The organism is Paraburkholderia sediminicola, from assembly GCF_046026675.1.
Classification (GTDB): Bacteria; Pseudomonadota; Gammaproteobacteria; order Burkholderiales; family Burkholderiaceae; genus Paraburkholderia; species Paraburkholderia sediminicola_F.
The window spans coordinates 2230294-2250364 of the sequence record NZ_JAQQEY010000001.1; the positions used below are offsets into that span (position 1 = coordinate 2230294).

The 20071-nt window shown below is 62.1% G+C and carries 20 protein-coding genes; 12 read left to right on the plus strand and 8 right to left on the minus strand.

The annotated features are described in order from the left end of the window. Positions 1 to 47 precede the first annotated feature (47 nt). Entirely contained in the window at positions 48 to 797 is a 750-nt protein-coding gene (locus PQQ86_RS09680; protein ID WP_408266081.1) for a sulfite exporter TauE/SafE family protein, read from the minus strand. 157 nt (positions 798 to 954) lie between these two features. On the opposite strand from PQQ86_RS09680, the gene PQQ86_RS09685 reads away from it, so the two are divergent. Next, a complete protein-coding gene (locus tag PQQ86_RS09685; protein ID WP_408266083.1) occupies positions 955 to 1845 on the plus strand; it encodes a LysR family transcriptional regulator in 891 nt (296 codons plus the stop codon). Between the two features lie 168 nt (positions 1846 to 2013). Beyond that, positions 2014 to 2991, plus strand: a complete 978-nt coding sequence (locus PQQ86_RS09690) for a PDR/VanB family oxidoreductase (RefSeq protein ID WP_408266085.1) — start codon at positions 2014 to 2016, stop codon at positions 2989 to 2991. A 57-nt stretch (positions 2992 to 3048) separates the two neighbouring features. Here PQQ86_RS09690 and catC read toward each other — a convergent pair whose 3' ends face one another. The 3 genes from catC to catB2 form a co-directional block, all read right to left on the minus strand. Then, positions 3049 to 3339: a muconolactone Delta-isomerase gene (catC, locus tag PQQ86_RS09695; protein WP_211607055.1), complete on the minus strand. Its 291-nt coding sequence runs from the start codon at positions 3337 to 3339 to the stop codon at positions 3049 to 3051. A gap of 139 nt (positions 3340 to 3478) precedes the next feature. Then, positions 3479 to 4387: a catechol 1,2-dioxygenase gene (gene catA / locus PQQ86_RS09700; RefSeq protein ID WP_408266086.1), complete on the minus strand. Its 909-nt coding sequence runs from the start codon at positions 4385 to 4387 to the stop codon at positions 3479 to 3481. A 47-nt stretch (positions 4388 to 4434) separates the two neighbouring features. Further along, the gene (gene catB2, locus PQQ86_RS09705; protein ID WP_408266088.1) at positions 4435 to 5592 is read right to left on the minus strand and encodes a muconate cycloisomerase CatB2; all 1158 of its coding nucleotides are present in this window, start codon (positions 5590 to 5592) and stop codon (positions 4435 to 4437) included. Positions 5593 to 5694: 102 nt separating this feature from the next. Here catB2 and PQQ86_RS09710 point away from each other — a divergent pair, with 102 nt between their 5' ends. Next, complete coding sequence (locus PQQ86_RS09710) at positions 5695 to 6600, plus strand: LysR family transcriptional regulator (RefSeq protein WP_408266090.1); 906 nt, start codon at positions 5695 to 5697, stop codon at positions 6598 to 6600. 218 nt (positions 6601 to 6818) lie between these two features. Here PQQ86_RS09710 and PQQ86_RS09715 read toward each other — a convergent pair whose 3' ends face one another. Next, a complete protein-coding gene (locus PQQ86_RS09715; protein ID WP_408266092.1) occupies positions 6819 to 8177 on the minus strand; it encodes a tyrosinase family protein in 1359 nt (452 codons plus the stop codon). Positions 8178 to 8879: 702 nt separating this feature from the next. Beyond that, a complete protein-coding gene (locus PQQ86_RS09720) occupies positions 8880 to 9800 on the minus strand; it encodes a LysR family transcriptional regulator (protein WP_408266094.1) in 921 nt (306 codons plus the stop codon). A 105-nt stretch (positions 9801 to 9905) separates the two neighbouring features. Between PQQ86_RS09720 and PQQ86_RS09725 the strand changes: the two genes are divergently transcribed. The 4 genes from PQQ86_RS09725 to PQQ86_RS09740 are packed head-to-tail and all read left to right on the plus strand — an operon-like array spanning position 9906 to position 13462. Next, the gene (locus tag PQQ86_RS09725; RefSeq protein ID WP_408266096.1) at positions 9906 to 11189 is read left to right on the plus strand and encodes an aromatic ring-hydroxylating oxygenase subunit alpha; all 1284 of its coding nucleotides are present in this window, start codon (positions 9906 to 9908) and stop codon (positions 11187 to 11189) included. Then, complete coding sequence (locus tag PQQ86_RS09730; protein ID WP_408266098.1) at positions 11186 to 11686, plus strand: aromatic-ring-hydroxylating dioxygenase subunit beta; 501 nt, start codon at positions 11186 to 11188, stop codon at positions 11684 to 11686. Before PQQ86_RS09725 ends, PQQ86_RS09730 begins: the two co-directional genes overlap by 4 nt. Positions 11687 to 11714: 28 nt before the next feature. Continuing rightward, positions 11715 to 12107, plus strand: a complete 393-nt coding sequence (locus PQQ86_RS09735; protein WP_408266099.1) for a tautomerase family protein — start codon at positions 11715 to 11717, stop codon at positions 12105 to 12107. Between the two features lie 38 nt (positions 12108 to 12145). Then, entirely contained in the window at positions 12146 to 13462 is a 1317-nt protein-coding gene (locus PQQ86_RS09740; RefSeq protein ID WP_408266101.1) for an MFS transporter, read from the plus strand. A gap of 7 nt (positions 13463 to 13469) precedes the next feature. Here PQQ86_RS09740 and PQQ86_RS09745 read toward each other — a convergent pair whose 3' ends face one another. Beyond that, positions 13470 to 14960 (minus strand): PAS domain-containing sensor histidine kinase, encoded by a 1491-nt coding sequence (locus tag PQQ86_RS09745; protein ID WP_408266103.1) that lies wholly within the window; start codon positions 14958 to 14960, stop codon positions 13470 to 13472. A gap of 251 nt (positions 14961 to 15211) precedes the next feature. Here PQQ86_RS09745 and PQQ86_RS09750 point away from each other — a divergent pair, with 251 nt between their 5' ends. The 5 genes from PQQ86_RS09750 to PQQ86_RS09770 are packed head-to-tail and all read left to right on the plus strand — an operon-like array spanning position 15212 to position 19241. Then, entirely contained in the window at positions 15212 to 16402 is a 1191-nt protein-coding gene (locus tag PQQ86_RS09750; RefSeq protein ID WP_408266105.1) for an acyl-CoA dehydrogenase family protein, read from the plus strand. 48 nt (positions 16403 to 16450) lie between these two features. Further along, positions 16451 to 16828, plus strand: a complete 378-nt coding sequence (locus PQQ86_RS09755; protein ID WP_074283434.1) for a hypothetical protein — start codon at positions 16451 to 16453, stop codon at positions 16826 to 16828. 20 nt (positions 16829 to 16848) lie between these two features. Continuing rightward, the gene (locus tag PQQ86_RS09760) at positions 16849 to 17364 is read left to right on the plus strand and encodes a nuclear transport factor 2 family protein (RefSeq protein ID WP_408266107.1); all 516 of its coding nucleotides are present in this window, start codon (positions 16849 to 16851) and stop codon (positions 17362 to 17364) included. Continuing rightward, positions 17361 to 18491, plus strand: coding sequence for an amidase (locus tag PQQ86_RS09765; protein WP_408266109.1), 1131 nt, complete (start codon positions 17361 to 17363; stop codon positions 18489 to 18491). The genes PQQ86_RS09760 and PQQ86_RS09765 overlap by 4 nt, the downstream gene beginning before the upstream one ends. A gap of 6 nt (positions 18492 to 18497) precedes the next feature. Beyond that, positions 18498 to 19241, plus strand: coding sequence for an SDR family NAD(P)-dependent oxidoreductase (locus PQQ86_RS09770; protein ID WP_408266111.1), 744 nt, complete (start codon positions 18498 to 18500; stop codon positions 19239 to 19241). Here PQQ86_RS09770 and PQQ86_RS09775 read toward each other — a convergent pair. Further along, the gene (locus tag PQQ86_RS09775; RefSeq protein ID WP_408266113.1) at positions 19238 to 19894 is read right to left on the minus strand and encodes a response regulator transcription factor; all 657 of its coding nucleotides are present in this window, start codon (positions 19892 to 19894) and stop codon (positions 19238 to 19240) included. The two genes, PQQ86_RS09770 and PQQ86_RS09775, sit on opposite strands and share 4 nt — an antisense overlap. Positions 19895 to 20071: the final 177 nt, after the last annotated feature.

Sequence of the window (20071 nt, forward strand, 5' to 3'; positions counted from 1 at the left end):
CGACCACACGATCCAGCCCTCCTTCATTCACGCTCGCCACATCCTGATCAAACGAATGCGCGCGCCAGCAACTGAATACCCAAGCCAAGCAGACAAAGAAAAAACCAGCGGCGGAAGGTCGCCGGACTAATGTGCCCGCGCACCCGTTGGCCGATCCACATGCCGAGTAAGGCGGGCACCACGGCGCAAAGCGATGCGCCCAGATCGCCGAGCGCAAATGCATGCTCCCGTGTCAGTCCGATAGCGAGCGCGATGGTGGAAACGGTGAACGACAGGCCGAGCGCCTGAACCAGATCCTCTCTTTTTAACGTCAACCCCTGAAGATAAGGCACCGCCGGCACGACGAACACGCCGGTCCCTCCGGTGATCGCGCCGGTGACCACACCGACCGCCGGTGACAGCCAGCGCTCGTGGCGCGCCGGCACCGAGAAGCGCCACGCCATCAGCCCAGCCGCGGCATAGAGCGTCAACGCGGCGCCCAATCCTGCCACCGCCCATTCGCCACCGCCGCCGGCAATGAACGACGCAGCCGCGAGCGTGCCCGCGATGATGCCCACCATCATCGGCCACAAACGCTTGACCAACTCCCGCACGCTGGGCCCCGCGAACAGTTGCCAGACGTTCGTGACGAACGACGGCAGCAACAGCATCGCGGCCGCCTGCGCCGGTAGCATCAGCGTGCCGAGCACGCCCATGGCGACGGTCGGCAGACCCATGCCGGTCACGCCCTTGACGAAGCCGGCCAGCACGAAGGTCGCGGCAACCACGCTCGCGTGCAGCGCAAAAGAAGAGGTCATCGGGATGAGGTTCTGGATGTCATGTCCGCGATTTTCGATTGCCGCAGCGCCGCCCACAATGCGTAAGATACGTACTGTGACTTAGGCTATGACTAAGGCTAAAACCGCAACTGCAACCCTACAGCCGCGGTTACGACACCCCCTCAAATCCGACCCCATGCGCTTCGACCTGATCGACCTCCGCCTTTTCCTGAACATCCTCGACACCGGCAGCATCACGCACGGCGCGGCGCGCGCGAACATGTCGCTGCCGTCGGCCAGCGCCCGCTTGCGCGGCATGGAAGACGCATTGGGCGTGCCGTTGCTGGAGCGGGGCCGGCGCGGCGTGGAGTCGACTGCAACAGGCGATACGCTCGCGCATCACGCGAGACTCGTGCTCGGCCAGATCGACCGGATGCAAGGCGAGCTCGGCGAACACCAGGCCGGGAGCAAGGCGTTTATCCGCTTGTGGACCAATACCGCCGCGATCACCGAGTTTTTGCCCTCCGCAGTCGGCCTCTTTTTGCGCGATCACCCCAACGTGCAGATCGATCTGAAGGAACGGCAAAGTAGCGAAACCGTGAAAGCGGTGCTGACCGGCGCGGCGGAGATCGGCATCATCTCGGATGCGGTCGAACACGGCGCGTTGCAGACGCTGCCCTTCGCCGTCGACAAACTCGTGCTGGTCACGAGCCGTGACGACCCCTTGGGCGCGCGACGCCGCGTGACGCTTGCGGAAGTGGCTGACCGTGAATTCATCGGCTTGAGCACGAGCAGCGCGTTGCACGCGTACCTCGGCGAACGCGCCCTGCTATCCGGACAGCCGCTCCGCGTTCGAGCGCATATGCGAACCTTCGACAGCATCTGCTGCATGATCGAACAGGGCGCGGGCATCGCCATCGTGCCGGCCACCGCCGCGAAACGCTATCGCGGCACGCTGGGCGTTCGCACGATCGAACTGACGGACAGTTGGGCCACGCGGCAGTTGCTAATCTGCATGCGCGATCTGAGCGCGCTGAAACGGCCGGAAAAGGCGCTGGTCCGGCATTTGGCAGGTGTCGAAGGATGATGAGTGCGCACGCGCTGACTCGGTATTATCAATGTAGTTTATTTGATAACCGATTTTTAATCGATTTGCCTGATTGTCGGCGGTTTCTTATCCTTGACGCACAACCGGTCGCCGTGCATTGCATGCGGCGTCCGCTCAGCCCCTCTCTGTCCTTTGGCCAGCAAGATCATGGAAAGAACCACCTTCAGCGTACGCGTCGATAGCGTGCGTGACGAAGCGCACGGTGTGCGCTCGTTCAGCGTCTCGCGTCTGGACGGACAACCGTTCGACCATTACGAGCCCGGCGCGCATATCGACGTCACCGGACCCTCGGGCGTCACGCGGCAATACTCCTTATGCGGCGACCCGGATCATCGTGAGGCGCACCTGTTTGCCGTCAAGCGTGAAGAGGCGTCGCGCGGCGGCTCGCGCTCGCTGCATGACGAAGTGACTGTCGGCAGCGAATTGACGATCGGCGCGCCGCGCAATCTGTTCCAGCTTGCGTCCGGCGCGAGCGAGCACATTCTGATTGCCGCAGGCATTGGCGTCACGCCGCTGTTGAGCATGGCCTATCGCCTGCTCAAGCAGAACGAGCGCTTCGTGCTGCATTATTTCGCGCGTAGCGCGGAGCACGCGGCGTTCTTGCCCTTGCTGTCGCGCGCACCGTTCAGTGATTTCGTGCGGCTGCATTTCGGCGTCGAGAAAGAACAACTCGATGCTGTGCTGGCCGGCTGCGTGGCCAATGCGCAAGAGGGTTCGCACATTTATACCTGCGGCCCGGGGCCCTTCATGGAGCGCGTGGTGGCGATCGGCGAACAGCGCGTGGCTGCCGAGGCGATTCACCTTGAACGCTTCGCCGCCGAGCCCGCTTCGGCGGCTAGCAGAGAAGCGAACGCGCGCGATGCATTCGATGTACAGATCGCCAGCAGCGGCGCTACCGTCCATGTCGATAAAAATACGACGATCGTCGCAGCGCTGGCGTCGATCGGTATCGAAGTCGATACCTCATGCGGCGAAGGGGTATGCGGGACCTGTATGGTCGAGGTGGTGAGCGGCACGCCCGAGCATCGCGACCACTGTCTGAGCAAAGCAGAAAGGGCAAGCGGCAAAGTGATCTGCTGCTGCGTCTCGCGCGCCACGTCACCGCTGCTGGTGCTCGATCTCTAAGACTTTTTAATGCAAACCAGGTGCTGCATTCGCAGCACCTTCTTCCTTTCCGCGCCCTTACCGGTCGTCGTCGCGAATCGACGATGCATGTCGGCACAGTGCGCGCACTTCGATATCCATATACGGAAACAGCGGCAACTGGCTCAGCACGTCATGCAGGTGCGCGGGGCTTTCCACATCGAACACGCTGATGTTTGCGTAGCGCCCGGCGATGCGCCACAAGTGCCGCCATACGCCCTCTTCCTGCAGCTTCTGCGACATGGCTTTCTCATCGGCTTTCAAGCGCGCGGCGCGCTCGGCGTCCATATCGAGCGGCAGGTTGACGGTCATCTCAACGTGAAACAGCATGCTGGCTCTCCTTTTCTGATCGGTAATGAAAAACCCCGACTACGCGGAATACTCCGCTGCGCAGCCAGGGTCGATTGATTCATGCGGTATGTGTATGCGTTTTCAGGCATCGGCGCGTTAGAGCGCCACAGCCACGGTCTCAGGCTTCGGCGCGCAGGCGTTCCACTTCAGCGCCCGGCAGGTTGTCGCGTTCCCTGAACAGCGTGAAGTCGAAGTCGATCAGCGCAAACTGGCCTTCCACGCCGTAGGGCTTGCCTTCCGCGCCCTCGGCCTGCTTGACGGCCGGCACGAGGCCGTCGCGCGTGGCGAACGCAAAGTCGTCCCACAGATACGGATCGCCGTCGATGTTGATCTGCGTGGTCAGCTTGCGGCAGCCCGGCGCCGACACGAAGAAGTGGATATGCGCCGGACGATGCCCATGACGGCCCAACTGATCGAGCAGCAACTGCGTCTGCCCTTGCGGCGGCACCGAGTAACCGACCGGCACCACACTGCGGAAGCTGTACTTGCCTTCGGCATCCGTGCGAATCGAGCGTCGCAGATTGAAGGCCGGTTGCGACTTGTCGAAGTACGAGTAATTGCCAAGGTGATTCGCATGCCACACTTCAACCAGCGCATTCGTGAGCGGCTTGCCGTCTTCACCGAACACGCGGCCACGCATCACCAGCGTCTGGCCGGGATCGGTGCCGTCATCGAGCCGTGCATGTCCGTCGGACACCGGTGCGCCAGCCACGTACAACGGGCCTTCGATGGTGCGCGGCGTGCCGCCCTCTATACCGGCCTTCGCTTCCGCTTCGTCGAGGCGCAGATCGAGAAAATGCTCGAAGCCGAGACCCGCGGCCAACAGACCGAGCTCACCGCTCTTGCCCGCGTCGCCCAGATAATTCAGCGCGGTCCAGAACTCGGCCGGCTGAACGTCGAGGTCCTCGATCGTATAGAACATATCCTGAATGATGCGGTTGACGATCTGCTTCGTGCGCGGATTGCCATCATGGGTGGCGCTGTCGTTGATCTTCTGCAGAAGCGTGTCGATAGCTTGCTTGTTCATGCGGTATCTCCTTCGTTTAATGTTCTCGGCGGTTAGCGGATGAACCGTCAGTTCGTGGTGACGCTTGCGCCTTTGCGCGTATCGCGCCGCAAGCGGTCGATCTTGTCCCAGTCGAGCGTGATGCCGAGACCGGGTCCTTGTGGAAGATGCAATGCAAAGTTTTCGTAGCGCAGCGGCTCAGTGAGAATCTCTTCGGTCAGCAGCAACGGTCCGAAGAGTTCGGTGCCCCACTTCAGTTCGCCGAAGGTGCTGAAGAGCTGCGCCGAGGCAATCGTGCCCACCGCGCCTTCGAGCATCGTGCCGCCATACAGGTCGATGTTCGCGGCGAGCGCAATCGCCGCCACCTGCGCGGCGCCAATCAGGCCGCCCGATTGCGCGATCTTGATGGCGAAGACGTCGGCCGCACGCGCGCTGGCGATGGCGAAGGCGTCCGCCGGGCCGTGCAACGCTTCGTCCGCCATGATCGGCACCTGAGCGAGATCCGTCAGACGTTTGAGGCCCGCTCGGTTCTCCGCGGCAATCGGCTGCTCGATCAGTGCAACGCCTGCATCGGCGAAGCGCTTGCCAGCCCAGATCGCTTCGGATTCGGTCCATGCCTGGTTCACGTCGACACGCACTTCACCGCGGCCTTCCAGTGCTTTCTGAATCGCCACGACGTGCGCGACGTCGTCGGCAAGCGCGCGCGAACCGATCTTCAGCTTGAACACGCGATGCCGCTTCGTTTCAAAAACGCGCTCGGCTTCGTCGATATCGTGGGTCGTGTCGCCACTTGCGAGAGTCCACGCCACATCCACCGAATCGCGTACACGCCCGCCGAACAGTTCCGACAAGGGCACGCCGAGACGCTGCGCCTGGGCATCGAACAAAGCGGTTTCAACTGCGGATTTCGCAAAGCGGTTGCCCTGAAACAGCGCGCGCAGCTTCGCCATTGCCGCACCTGGACGGGTTGCGTCCATGCCTTTGAGCAGCGGCGCGAAGTACGTATCGATGTTGACCTTGATACTTTCCGGGCTTTCCTCGCCGTATGCAAGGCCGCCAATGGTCGTGCCCTCGCCCACGCCGACCACGCCGTCGGCGCAGCGGATGCGCACCAGCACGAGCGTCTGGCAGTTCATCGTTGCAACCGAAAGCCGGTGCGGACGAATCGTCGGTACGTCGACGAGAATCGTCTCCACGCTCTCGATCTTCACGGGTGTTGCTATCATTCGGTGCTCTCCTGAACTGCTTTCATGAGAGACCCATAGTAGAAACAACCCGCGAAGCAGTCCAACACCGATTCCGACTACTTCCATACCTTAGGGGTATGCATGGAACTTCGCCAACTCCGCTATTTCATCGCGGTCGCCGAAGAAATGAACATCACGCGGGCCGCCAATCGCCTGCATATGACGCAGCCGCCGCTTAGCCGCCAGATCCAGCAGATCGAGGAAAGCGTTGGCCTCGCGCTGTTCGAACGCGGTTCGCGGCCGCTGCGGTTGACCGAAGCCGGCCGCATCTTCTATACGCAGGCCAAGCGTCTGGTCGACGATGCCGACGAACTCGCCCCGCTCACGCGGCGCCTCGCGCAGTTGGCCGAACGTATCGTGATCGGCTTCGTGCCGTCCACGCTCTATGGCGCCTTGCCCGCGGTGATCCGCGCATTTCGTGAGGCAGCGCCGCATATCGAGTTGTCGCTGATCGAAATGTTCACGATCGAGCAACTCGGCGCCCTTAAAGGCGGCCGTATCGACGTGGGTTTCGGCCGCTTGCGTTTCGACGACGCGCAACTGGCGCGCGAAGTGCTCGTCGAAGAACGGATGATTGCCGCGCTGCCGCAAAACCATCCGCTCGCACGCCAGAAGAAAGCGCTGACGCTTGCTGCGCTTGCTGAGGAAACGCTGATCGTCTATCCGAGCACGCCACGGCCGAGCTATGCGGACCAGCAGCTATCGGCAATGCACGACCATGCGTTGGAGCCGAAGGCGGTTCATGAAGTGAGGGAATTGCAAACGGCGCTGGGGCTGGTTGCGGCGCAGGTCGGCGTGTGTCTCGTGCCGGAGAGCGTCGAAGGTTTGCGCGCGCATGGCGTGGTGTACCGGCCGGTTCCGGCGGCTAATATCGCATCGCCGATCATCATGAGCCGACGCCTGCAGGATGAATCGCCGGCAACGACGCTGCTGTGTTCGCTGGCGCGGGAGTTGTTCAAGCGGGGTGAAGATGCGGAGGACGCTTGAAGCGGGCTCCAAGCGCCTCTTAATCGGCGCTGCGGGCTGCCCCGAAGACATCATTCCGCTGCCCATGCCGCCGCTGATGTCGATTCCGAAGACGAGCGTCTCTCCAACCGCGAAATGACGATCGCTCCAGTCGCCGCGAGACTTCGGGCGTATGCCGCTTCGAGACTGTCAACCTGCGTCGTTGTCCTCTACCCATCGTAGCCGCGTCGCTCGATCCACTAGGGCGTATCCGTGCCTAGCTCGATTCGTATCTCCTGAATAGCGATCGCGTTGCCGGTCGGCGAGCCGGCAGCATTGATACGCACGAACGAAACCACGATCTGAGACAGTTTGGTCACACCTTGCTGCGCCAGCAGATCGGTCACGTCGTAGCTCATCATGTTCATGCCGTGATGTGCCGCGGTCGAAACTTCGAAAGAGCCGAGCGTGCCGACGAAGTGCGGCGCCGCTGCGGCACTCACGTCTCCGGTAGCGGGCAAATTGATATACACGTTGTAGAAGAACCCCCCGGCTTTGGCCGCCTGCGCAATGGCCAAGCCATCGAGAACGAGCTTCACGTACGGGAACTTGGTGGCCGGGGTCGCGGCCAGTGGGCTCGCACTTGTTGCCGCTGACGAATTGCCCAGACCCACTGCAGGCGAAGTCGTGAGCACACTCTGCAGTGTGTTCGTGCTGGTTGCCTGAAGCGGAATGGCGGCGCTCAAGGAGTTGTTGCCTAGCGACACGTTCGTCACGCCCCCCAACGACTCACGCGTGGAGGACACGGTGCGCGGCGGGGTCGTCGTCAATGCGGCTACTGCCGGGCGTGTCTGATTCGGCATGGTCTGTCCTTGCACACGAATAATCCTCCCGTCACGCGCCTGTGGCGGCAATACGGTGGGCATCTTGTCGTTGGCATAGTCGTAGCCGAGCCCCTTCGTCGTGCGCGTACGGGACTTCGTCATTGTCAGACCGCTTGCGTATGTAAAGCTACCGTTCCAGTAACTATTGCTCGCCGCAGGTACCTTGCTCGTCGAGCGCAGCGACCACGCGTTCCACAAGCGGTCGAGGTTGCAATGATGCAAATAGAAAATCGGATCTATCGGGGCCGTCGTAATGTCGCCCATATCACCGCCGATGATGTCGTGCACCGCATCGTGCGGCACGCTCTCCAGCAAGGTTTCGAATGCGTTGCTCAGGCCGCGCTGAAAGTTTGTCACGCTGGTTCCGTACGGACTCAGAGAGAGCGCCTGATAGACGTTCGTGTTCACTCGCGAAACGTAGAGCGGATTGCCACTGGCCGTATCCGTGAATTCCGACGGCATGACGGGATACGTGTAGTAATCCCAGTAGGGAAGGATCAGGCCGCTATCACCGGATACGGTTCGCAACTGCTCCTCGAAATAATAGATATAACCACGATGCCACGTCAGAAAATACGGCAGATCGTGAGGGCAATAATTGAGGTGAACGTTGACCCAGTACTGCCACGACGCAGGCGTGGCGGAATTGGTATTGGCCTTCATCGTTTTAACCGCGTTCAGATACGATGCATAGTGCGGCGTCGTCTTGAATGTTTGCCACTCTAGCCTGATCACGGTGGGCGTCGCTCCGACGCCTAGCCTGGGGAGTGACGCAAGTGCGATTGCCGACGCGGTTCCTTTAACGAACGCGCGCCGCGTGAATGGAGCGGAAATCATGGCGAACTTCCCTGGCGGTGGGGGGAAAGAGAGCAGGCTGTTTCGGGTCCGCCGCATTGTCGTTAACTCGAACGACGGACCGGCTGCCTGAAGGTGGGGTGGTTGGAAGTATGGACTACTTCCCAAAAGTTTCAACCTGACTTTCAAGGCTTCCGGCATCTTGCGTGCGCTAGCGCACACGTCCTTTGAGCCGTAGTGATGTAAGCGCGGACTTCGTCTAACGATCGACCGACATGGCATCCGGGATAACCATGCGGCGGCGCTTCCCGAGGTGAAGCGGCCATTCTCCGACCGATGCTGTTCGGCCTGACAGGCACAGCGAATGCTTTACCTGCATCGTGGCGTCATCGCGGAAAAGCACGCCGGACGGCTACTCCGGCCACCTGTCCGGATCGGCCACGAAGATGGCAGGCGGTCTCATAGCTCAAAGGCTTACGATAGAAAACCTGATACACCGCTTCCATTGCCATGGCGGAACCAGGGGTGCGAACACCCGGATCGGCTGTATGCATCCGGCTGCCCAGTTCAGGGCAACACTGAGAGACGAATGTCAGTTGCCGAAGTGCATCGGCCATATGAGCGTCCAGCCGCACTCCCGTCTCAACGCTCATCAAACCGCCGCACGATATCGCCCATCAGATTGCGCAACCACACGTTGCCCTCGTCCTGATCGAAATGCTCGTGCCAATGCATCGTGACTGCCGCCATCGGCAACGTAACCGGCAACTCGTAGAGTTGAAAGCCGTCGTCTCGATTGAAAATCTGTGCGAGACGGCGCGGCAGCGTCGCGAACAGATCGGTCACGGCCAGCACGCTCGGCAAGGCCACGAAATGCGGTAGTTCCAACGCAATATGCCGGCCCACACCTTGCGCGCGAAACGCATCGTCGAGTGCGTAATGGCTGTGTTCGACCGACGTGATCTGCACGTGCGACGCATCCAGAAACGCTTTCATCGCCAGTTCCTTCGTGCGCGGTAAGCCACGCCGTTTGCGCGTCATGCAAACGTAGGTCTCTTCGAATAACGCTTGATGACGCGTGCGCGCGGTCAATGTCGGCAGATTGCCGATTGCAAAATCGAGCCGGCTGCCGCGCAACGCATCTTCGATTTCTTCCACCGGCAGCGGCTCAATACGCAATTTCACACGCGGTGCCTGCTGATGCAACGCCTCGCAAATCGGCGGCAAGTACGCCAACTCCCCCGCATCGGAGAGCGACAAGCGGAACGTGCGCGTACTTACCGCCGGATCGAAATGCTCCGCATAACGCAGCGCTTCACGCACCGTATCCAGCGCCCGCGCGACGATGCCCGACAGTTCGAGTGCGATCGGCGTGGGCTGCATGCCGGCGCGCGTGCGGATAAACAGCGGATCGTCGAACAGCGTCCGCAAACGCCCCAATGAATAACTGATCGCCGGCTGCGACAGAGCAAGGCGCTGGCCGGCCCGCGTGAGGCTGCGTTCCTCGACGATCGCCTGGAAAACGCGTAGCAGATTGAGGTCAACGTGGTCCAGTGAATTCATCGAGATATCCATGAGATTGATTTTATATTTTATTTTAGATCAATTTGACGCATATCAGTGAGTGAACGAGACTGTGCTTCATCGACCACCCCACCTACAAACACGATGAGCGATTCCTCATATCAGACCGTCGACGCAAGCGCCTTGTACCAGCGCGCGCAGTCCGACCGCGTCGCCCCGTCGCTGTACTACGACCCGGCGGTTTTCGAAACCGAGCTCGAGCGCATTTTCTACAAGACGTGGATCTGGGTCGCGCACGAAAGCGAACTGCCGAATCCGGGCGACTTCCGCACCACCACGATCGGCCGGCAGCCGGTGATCGTGGTGCGCGACAAGAGCGGCGCCGTCAACGTGCTGCAGAACCGCTGCCGCCATCGCGGCGCGACGGTCTGCGAGCAGCACAAGGGCAATGCAAAAGGCTTCACGTGCCCGTACCACAGCTGGACCTATGGCCTCGACGGCGCATTGCGCGCACTGCCCTATGGCGACGGCTATGAAGGCGTGATCGACAAGACCGAGTTGCCGCTCGCCAGCCTGCGCGTGGGCATCTATCAAGGCCTGATCTTCGCGAGCTTCAATCAGGAGATCGAGCCGCTCGAGGATTTCCTCGGTGGCGCCAAGCCGTGGATCGATCTGTTCATGAAACAGGGCGCGGGCTATCCGATCAAAGCCAACGGCGAACATCGTTTCCGCTTTAACGGTAACTGGAAGATTCAGCTCGAAAACACCACCGACCTGTATCACTTCCCGGTCGTCCACAAGTCGTGGATGAAATCGATCGACGACGAAACCGCCGCGGCGATCACGAGCTTCATGACGAGCGACGAAGCCTTCTGCCGCTCGCTCGGCAACGGCCATAGCCTTGCCGTGCTGGTGCCGGAGCTCGTCGATCTCGACAGGGACGACGGCGCACCCATTCCTGAACGCTTCCAGGAGCTCGCCGCCACGCTTGGCGAAAAGCATACGCCCGACGAAGTGCGCCGCATCGTGCGCTCGCTGATGGGCGTCGGCTTCAACCTGAATCTGTTTCCGAACCTCGCACTGTCGATGGCGTTTTTCCGCGTGCTGCGGCCCATCTCCGCGAACGAGACGGAGATCCGTCACGTCGCCCTGGCCATGGACGGCGGCCCGGACGAAGCGAACCGCGTGCGTCTGCGCATTCACGAACACTTCCAGGGCCCGTTCGGTTTCGGCAGCCCGGACGACGCCGAAGCATGGGAACGCGTGCAGCGCGGCTCGCATGCTGGGCCCGATCTGCCGATCCTCGTGAACCGCGGCCTGAATCGCGAGAGCACGGCGCCGAACGGCGAAAAGACCGCCCATGCTACCGACGAAACGGGGATGCGCGAAGCGTACGCGCAATGGCGCACGATGATGGAGCAGGCATGATGGACGACAGGAACACGCTGTTCTCTCAGCAGACTTTTGCAGGCGCAATCGAACTGATCTGGCGGGAAGCCGAATTGCTGGACCGCAAGGACTATCACGCGTGGCTTTCGCTGTGGGACCCGGCAGGCTTCTACGTGGTGCCGATCGATCACGACACCACTGACTTCGCCGCCACGCTGAATTATGCGTACGACGATCAGGACATGCGTGAAAAGCGTGTGCAACGCATGACGTCCGGCTATTCGGCCTCGGCGAGCGACGCCGCCCGCACCGTGCGCACAGTCTCGCGGTTCACGCTGACGAGCGATACGAGCGACGAGGTCGAGGTGAGCTCAGCGCAGATCATCGTCGCGTACAAACGCGGCAAGTCGACCCTGTTCGCGGCGGATCTCACGCATCGCATCAGTTTCGCGAGCGGCGAGCCGCGCATCGTGCAGAAGGTGATCCGCCTGATCGATTCAACCGAAGCGCTCAGCGCGATCGGGTTTCTGCTCTGATCCCTGGAAACGCAAGCGAAGCAAAACGATGCCCACACTAGAGGTTTATCTACCGGCCGGTCACGCAGAAGCGCGTAAAACGCAACTGATTGCCGGTCTCACTCAGGCCACCGTCGACGCGATCGGCGCACCCGCTGAATCGGTGCGGATTCTGCTGAGCGAATTGCCGCCGCACGATTTCGGCATCGGCGGCTCGAGCGCAGCGGATCGTGCAAGCAGCCGCGCATCGCTGCTCATGATCGTCGCAATCCTGATTGCAGGCCGCACGCCTGCGCAAAAGACCGCGCTGATCGCCATGCTCAGTGAAACGAGTGCTTCTCTGCTCGACTCGCCGCTCGACGCCACCCGCGTGATGATCAAGGACATTCCCAATACCGACTTCGGCATCGGCGGCCAGACCGCGAAGTCACTCGGGCGCTAGCGTCCCTTCCTCCCACAAGCGAACCAGCGAGCACGACGATGCCAAACGACACGCTTTCTCCCACGGCCGTATCAGCCGCCACGCCAGCGGCGCCTGCGACCTCGCGGACACTTAGGCGGATCATCATCGCCTCCGTGCTCGGTAACGCGCTCGAGTGGTACGACTTTTTTCTGTATGGCACCGCCGCGGCCCTGATCTTCGGGCCGCTGTTCTTCCCGCTGCACGGCGACCCGCTCATGGGCACCCTCGCCGCGTTTGCAGGCTTTGCGATCGGCTTCCTGGCGCGGCCGCTGGGCGGCATCGTGTTCGGCCACATCGGCGACCGGCATGGCCGCAAACGCGCGCTCGTCGTAACGCTGATGATGATGGGCGTGGCGACCTTCGGCATCGGCCTGTTGCCGACGTTCTCGCAGATTGGCTTTCTCGCGCCTGTCGCGCTCATCTCTTTGCGGGTCGTGCAAGGCATCGCGTCCGGCGGCGAATGGGGCGGTGGCGTGCTGCTCATCAGCGAGAGCGCGCCGGCGAATCGCCGTGGCTACTACGCATCGTTCAGTCAGTTGGGTGTGGCGGGCGGCTTCGTGCTGTCGGCGGCCGCGTTTTATCTGGTGCAGCGGCTGCCGGTGGAAAGCTTCATGTCCTGGGGCTGGCGCTTGCCGTTTCTCGCGAGCGTGCTGATCTTCGGCGTCGGTGTCTATATTCGTCGGAGCCTTCCGGAGAGCCGCGATTTCACCGCGGCCAAACCGAAGCACATGCCGGTGCTGACCGTGCTGCGCAATCACCCCAAACAGGTGTTGCAAGCAATGGGGCTGCGTGTCGCTGAAAACGGCGGCACGTATATCTTCCTCTCGTTCGTGCTGGTGTACGGCAAGACGATCGGCGTGCCAGTCTCGGTCATGCTCGGCGGCGTGATGCTCGCGATGCTGCTCGAACTCGCCACGATCGTGCTGTGGGGGCGGCTATCAGATGTGATCGGACGGCGGCCGGTGTATATGATCGGCGCGCTCGGCCTCGTTGTGATCGCGTTTCCCGCGTTCTGGCTGATCGATACGCATGAACCGCTGCTCGTGTTTCTCTCGCTCGCGTTAGGCTTGCCCTTCTGCCACGCCGCGATGATCGGCACACAACCCGCGCTGATGGGTGAACTCTTTCCGACCGAGGTCCGCTATTCGGGCATGGCGCTAGGCCATGAAATCGCCTCGGTGTTTTCCGGCGGACTCGCGCCTCTGGTCGCTATCGCGCTGTATTCGAAGTTCCATGCGCCATGGCCGGTCGCATTGATGTTGATCGGCTTCGGTCTCATCACCGCGATCACGCTCGTGACCATTCCGAAGAACATCAACACAGCGCATGACTGAAATGCGATCAGCCGGTGGGAACGGCCATAATCGGCAGCGTGAAGCTGCATTGAAGGCCGCCCTGCCGTGCCGGTTTGGCCCAGATTTCGCCGCCATGCCGCGTGACGATGTTTTTGCACAGCGACAAACCAATGCCGTTGCCACCCGCCTTCGACGAAGAAAACCCGTCGAACAGGCGGCCATGCGCTTCGGCGGGCACGCCCGGGCCATTGTCGATGACCTGCACGAGCGCATATTTTCCACGCAGGCTGGTGGCGAGGCGCAATTCACCGCGCCGCGCAGCGGCATTTGTGCAACCCGTCAGCGCCTCGATCGCATTGAAGGCCAGATTCAGCACCACCTGGCCAATCAGCACGCGCTCGCAATACACCGGCAAGGCTTCGGGCGCCTGCTCGATGGTGACCGCAACCCCCGAGTCTCTCGCGCGCAATTCGATGAAGTACGCGACATCCGCGATAACGTCACGCAAGTCCGCATAGGTCTCGCTCGGCTCCCGCTTGACAATGTAATCGCGCACGCTCTTGATGATCACCGCCGCATGCTCGGCCTGGCGATCGGCGCTGCGCAGGCCCCACAGCGCATCGTCGATGGGACCGGGTTGCCCGAGCCGCAAAATCGCGCCCTCGATGAAATTGCGCACCGCGGCGAGCGGCTGGCTCAACTCGTGCGCGATGGCGGTCGCCATTTCGCCCATCGCGTTGTAGCGCCCCGCGTATTCCAGCAGCCGCGCCTCGTTACGGCGCGCCTCTTCGACAGCGACTTCGTCCGTGATATCGCGAAAGTGCAGCAGGCGGCCATTGAGGTCGTCTTCGATCTCGATTCGTCTGCACGTGATGCGCAGCCAGCCCGGCGTACCGTCGCGGCGCGTGATGCGATAACGCTGCGGTGGCGAAGGCTGGATGCGCGGTGCGGTGGCGAGCTGTTCGAGCAGGCGGTCGCGATCCGGCTCGCTGCAATAGTCGAGCACGTCGCCCATCGGCGCGCCCTCATCCAGACCCAGCACGCGCCGTCCGGATTCGCTCACGAATTCCACTTCGCCCGCGGGCGTCAGTACGGCCACGCCCTCACCGAGATCCTGCATGAACTCGCGCAAGCGCGACTCGTAGCGCCGCAGCGTTTGCTTGAGCGTGTCTTCGACGCTGATGTCGCGGAACTGCACCATCACCACCGCGCGCTCCTGCAAGGGCACGTAGGTTGCAATGGCTTCGGACAGCATATCGGCGCCCGTGCGCGAGCGGTAACACCACTCGTAGACCTGCGGGCCTTCCGTGATCGCACGGTCCATGGCCCCGACGCCGATCTCGCGCCGGTACTTCGGCACCGGGCGAGTCATGTCTTTCGCCTTGAGCGGCAGCATTTCCTCAAGCGTGAAACCGAGCGCCTCGCAGGCCGCGCGATTGGCCCACACGATCGCCTTCGTTTCGGCGTCGTGCAGCAGCACGCACAGCGTCAGCGCGTCGAGCAGGCGGTGGAAATCTTCTTCGGCGGGAAAATTCATCGGGCGAGGCGGCACAAAAGTTCGATCGCGTACGTGGAGGAACATAACACCAGTCGGCATGATTCGCGTCTGAAGATTTCTTTAGATACCCCCGGCGCCGTACCTAAAAACACGTCTCGCGTCCCAATTGAAGCGTTCTTTTTGCATTTCTAGACTGGCCTCACCCTGCACGCGCCGTCGCCGGCCTCTTTGCCCGCGACCGAAACGTGCCTCGTGTTCCAGCCGATAACGAATCAAGGAGATGCCCCGCCATGTCAGACACCGCCATCGACACTGTTGCCGCCGTCGCACAAGCCAGCCGCGATGCAACGCGTTTGCCGCTCGTCGACGTCATCGTCGAAATCGCCGCACGCCGCGAAGAGTTCGATCGCCTCTCGCATGTGCCGCGCGATGTCATCGCCAAACTCAAGCGCGCAGGCGTGTATCGCGCGGCAACGCCTAAGCGTTTCGGCGGCGATGCGCTCGCGCCTACCGCGTTTCTCGACATGATCGAACGTATCGCGGTCGCGGACGGTTCGGCGGCCTGGGTCGCGAGTTTCGGCTCGGCGAACGTGTATCTCGCGGCCTTGCCTCTGGCCACGCAGGCGCATATCTACGCCGACGGTCCCGATCAGGTATTCGCAGGCGGCCTCTTCCCGGTGCAAGCCGCTCAGCCCGCCGATGGCGGCTGGCGGGTGAACGGCACGTGGAAATTCGCAAGCGGCTGCAAGGGCGCGGATTGGCTCGGCGTGGGGATTGGCGCGGCCGGCCCCACTGCGGGCGCCTCAGGCGCGCCCGGCAAACCACGCACCGCCGTGTTCCGTCCACATCAGGTCGAGATCGTCGAGAACTGGGATGTGGTCGGCATGCAAGGCACCGGCAGTCACGACCTGCGCGTCACCGATCAGTTCGTCACCGACGACTGGACCTTCGTGCGGGGCGGCGAACCGTGCGTGGACGAACCGCTGTATCGCTATCCGACCATCGCCTACGCGGCGCAGGTGCTGGCCGTAGTCAACCTCGGCCTCGCACGCGCGGCGCTCGATGTCGCCAACCAGATGGCCGGCGGACGCAAGACGACGACCGGTGCGCCGCAACTCGCCGACCGTGCCTATTACCGGATCGAACTGGCGAAAGCCGAAGCGCAGTTGCGTTCGGCTCGCGCGTTCTTCTACGACACCACCGACGACGTCTGGCAATCGATCCTCGCCGGCAACCCCGTTACACCCGAGCAAACCAGCCTGCTGCGGCTCGCCGCGACGCAGATCGCCCGCGAAGGCGCCGAGGTCGTGCAGCGCGCCTACCGGCTCGGTGGCACGACGGCGATCTATCGCTCACATCCGCTGCAGCGCCTGGTGCGCGACGCGATGGTAGTCACGCAGCACGCGTTTCTTGGCGAGGGCAACTTCGACGGCGCCGGTGCGGTGTTCGTCGGCGTGCCGCCGATTCCGGGCTACCTGTAAGCCATTTTCTGATTTTGCCGTTTAAACGATTTCATGGAGAACCACACAATGTCCGATAACCCGAAGCTGCCCTTGCGCGTTCTGTTCTGCTGCGGCGTAACGCAGAATTTCTTCGACTTGCCACGCGAGAAGATTGGCGAAGTCTGGCAGGCCTACGGCAAGATGCTGGCGGCGGTCGAATCAATGGACGGCGTCAGCGTGCTCGGCATCATGGACGACGACCGCCTCACCGTCGGCAATGCCGACAACTCACCGTGGACCTTCTACATCATGGCCGACGTGCGCGACTTCGATACCGCCGTGGCGGTGTGCAATCTGTATCGCACCACGCCGGTCGGCGAATACAACCTGTGGCGCTACGGCAAGATCGAAGCACGCGTTGGTCGCGCGCTGCAAGTGCCGCCGCAACACGCCAACGCGGCTTGACCACGCCGGAGCATGATGCGATGAATGAGAACCCGGATACGCTTGTCAGGTTGACCGAACGGCTTGCAGCGCTCGAAGCCGAATCGGCGGTGCGCCGCACGATGGCGCGCTATATGGCGCTCTGCGACGTGCCTTCAGGTGCGCTCGAAGGCGAGACGCTCGCGGCTCTCTTCGCTGCCGACGCGATCTGGGAAGGCATCGGCCCACAGTACGCGAGCAAGTTCGGCCACCTCACCGGTCACGCGGAAATTCTCGCGATGCTCACCCGCTACTTGCCACCGTCGCCGCATTTCTCGGTCAACGTGCATTTCCTCACGTCGGAAACCATCGAGGTGCAAGGCACAAACGCGAAAGGCCGTTGGGTCATGCTGCAAACGTCCGGCTATGTCGATGCGCAAGCCGAGTTGATCTCGGCGCGCCTCGACGTGGATTTCGCGCCCGCCGGCAATGGCCGCGACTGGCTCATCACGCACTTTCGCACCGAACGTCTTTTCGATGCACCCTGGCAAGTCAACGCAAGGAAACCGAACCCATGAATGAGTTTATCCAGACTTTGTCGATAGGCGGCTCGGGCCCCAGCATCGCCATCAAGGACTCAATCGATATCGCCGGCTATGCAACCACGGCGGCGAGCCGCGCGTTGGCCGACGCACCGCCCGCGCAACAGCACGCGGAAGCCGTAGAGCGCCTGCTCGATGCCGGCTGGCACATCGTCGGCAAGGCAAATATGCACGAACTGGCGTTCGGCATGACGGGCATCAACGATTTCACCGGCACGCCGCAAAATCCCCAGGACGCCTCGCGTATTCCAGGCGGTTCGTCGAGTGGGTCGGCGGCAGCCGTTGGCTTGAAGCTTGCCGATGCCGCGCTTGGCACGGATACCGGTGGATCGATTCGCGGCCCCGCTGCGTGTTGTGGCGTGATCGGTTTGAAGCCGACTTTTGGACGCGTCTCGCGGCGCGGCGTCGCACCGCGTGAATCGACGCTCGATTGCGTCGGGCCGTTCGCGCGCGAGATGCAGATGATCGTCGCCGCGATGCAGGCGATCACCGCCGACTTCGACTCACATACGGCCCAGACGGCACGAAGCGGCGCGTGGAACGTCGGTATCGTGCAGGTCGACGCCATGCCGGAAATCCTTAAAGCCGTTACGCGCGCAGCGGACCAGGCTGATTGCACCGCTCGCACGCTGGAACTTGCAGGGCTTGCCACCGCCTTCGAAGCAGGCCTCGCGATCATCAACGTAGAAACTTTTCATGCGTTCGGCCATCTCGTGGCAAGCGGCAAGCTCGGTGCCGATCTCGACGCACGGCTGCGCGCCGCTGCGAACACAACCGCGGCGCAATGCGAAACGGCGGAGTCGGTACGTCGGCAATTCACAGCCGCTGTCGATCACGCGCTTGAAAGCGTCGATGTATTGATTCTGCCCACACTTCCCGCGCTGCCGATCACGCTCGATGAGGCGCGCGGCGGCACCCCGGTCATCGCCATGTCGTCATTGATCCGGCCGTTCAATCTGAGCGGACATCCGGCGCTGAGCTTGCCCTTGCCTATCGATGGCTCGCCGCTCAAGGCCGGCTTGCAGATCGTGGGACGCAAAGGGGCGGATGAACAGGTGTGCGCGATTGCGGCGCGATTTGAAGCCGCTCTTCTCACGGAGTAAAAAGCAATGCAGAAAAGAGTCGTACTTGTCACCGGCGCCGCGCGCGGTCTTGGCGCCGCGATTGCCACGCGCTTTCATGCAGCGGGTTATGCGGTAGCCGTCGCCGACATTGCGTTCGATGCCGCACAGGCCCTCGCCCGCGATCTGAGCGCCGACGGCTCGAGCGCCTTCGCACTGAATCTCGACGTCACCTCGAAGAGCGCATTCGAATCCGCGCGCGATGCGATCCTGCAACGCTGGGGCCGCATCGACGCGTTGATCAACAACGCGGGCGCATCCAAAGTCGTATCCGTGATGGAGATCACCGCCGAGCAGTTCGATCAGGTGATCAACGTGAATCTGCGCAGCGTGCTGTTCGGCTGCCAGGTGTTCGGCCAGCACTTCGCCGACGCCGGCGCGGGCCGCATCGTCAACATCGCATCCCTAGCCGGACAGAACGGCGGATCGGCCACCGGCGCGCACTATGCGGCGGCCAAAGGTGGCGTCATTACGTTGACCAAGGTGTTCGCACGTGACCTCGGCGCAGCGGGCGTGACGGTGAACGCGATTTCCCCTGGGCCGATGGATCTGCCGATCGTGCACGAGAGCGTCGCGGCCGACAAACTGAAGGCAGTGATCGCCAACATTCCGGCGGGACGTCTGGGCTCAGCGGACTATGTCGCCGATGTCGCGGTCATGCTGGCCGCTGAGAACGCTTACTTTGCAAACGGCGCATGCTGGGATGTGAACGGTGGCTTGTTCATGCGTTAAGTGCCCGACGCAGCCGCCTCCTGATCCCACACCGCCATCACGTCGCGCACCAGCATCGCGATAGACGCCGCGCCAAGTTTGTCTTTGATGCTCGCGCGATGCACGTCGACAGTCTTCACGCTGATGGACAGATCGGAGGCGATACGCTTGCTGCCCTTGCCGTCGATCACACCGCGCAGCACTTCTTTCTCGCGCGCCGTCAACGACGCGAGGCGCTTGCGTAACTCGCGCTGCTTCTGATCAGCGGCATAACGTTGCGAGGCAAGTTTCAACGCACGCTGCACGCGATCGAGCATCTGCTGCGAGTTATACGGCTTCTCGACGAAATCGATCGCGCCGTTCTGCAAAGCACGCACCGACATCGGAATGTCGCCGTGACCGCTGACGAAAATGATCGGCAGCGTCGCGCCTCGACGGTTCAACTCGGCTTGCACGTCGAAGCCGCTTTGCTCCGGCATGCGCACATCGAGCACGAGACACGCGGGTATGCCCGGATCAAACGCGCTCAGAAATTCACTCGCGCTAGCGAAGCCCGCCGACTTCACGCCGACCGACTCGAGCAGCCATGCGAGCGAGGTACGCATGCCGTTGTCGTCGTCGACGATATAGACGATCGGTGCGAGGGACAAAGCGGACTGAGGCTGCTGGGACATGGAGTGAGTGGAACGGTTCGGGATGGATGCGATTCGAAGCGTCTTGCGGGCCCATGATAACCAGTGGAAAAAGCGCTGCAAAGCGATAATTACCCTGTAGCGGAGATAAAAGTCACTCATACGCGGCACCGTGCAGACATGCATTGGGGAAACCTTTAGACGGACTGGGAAAGAGGC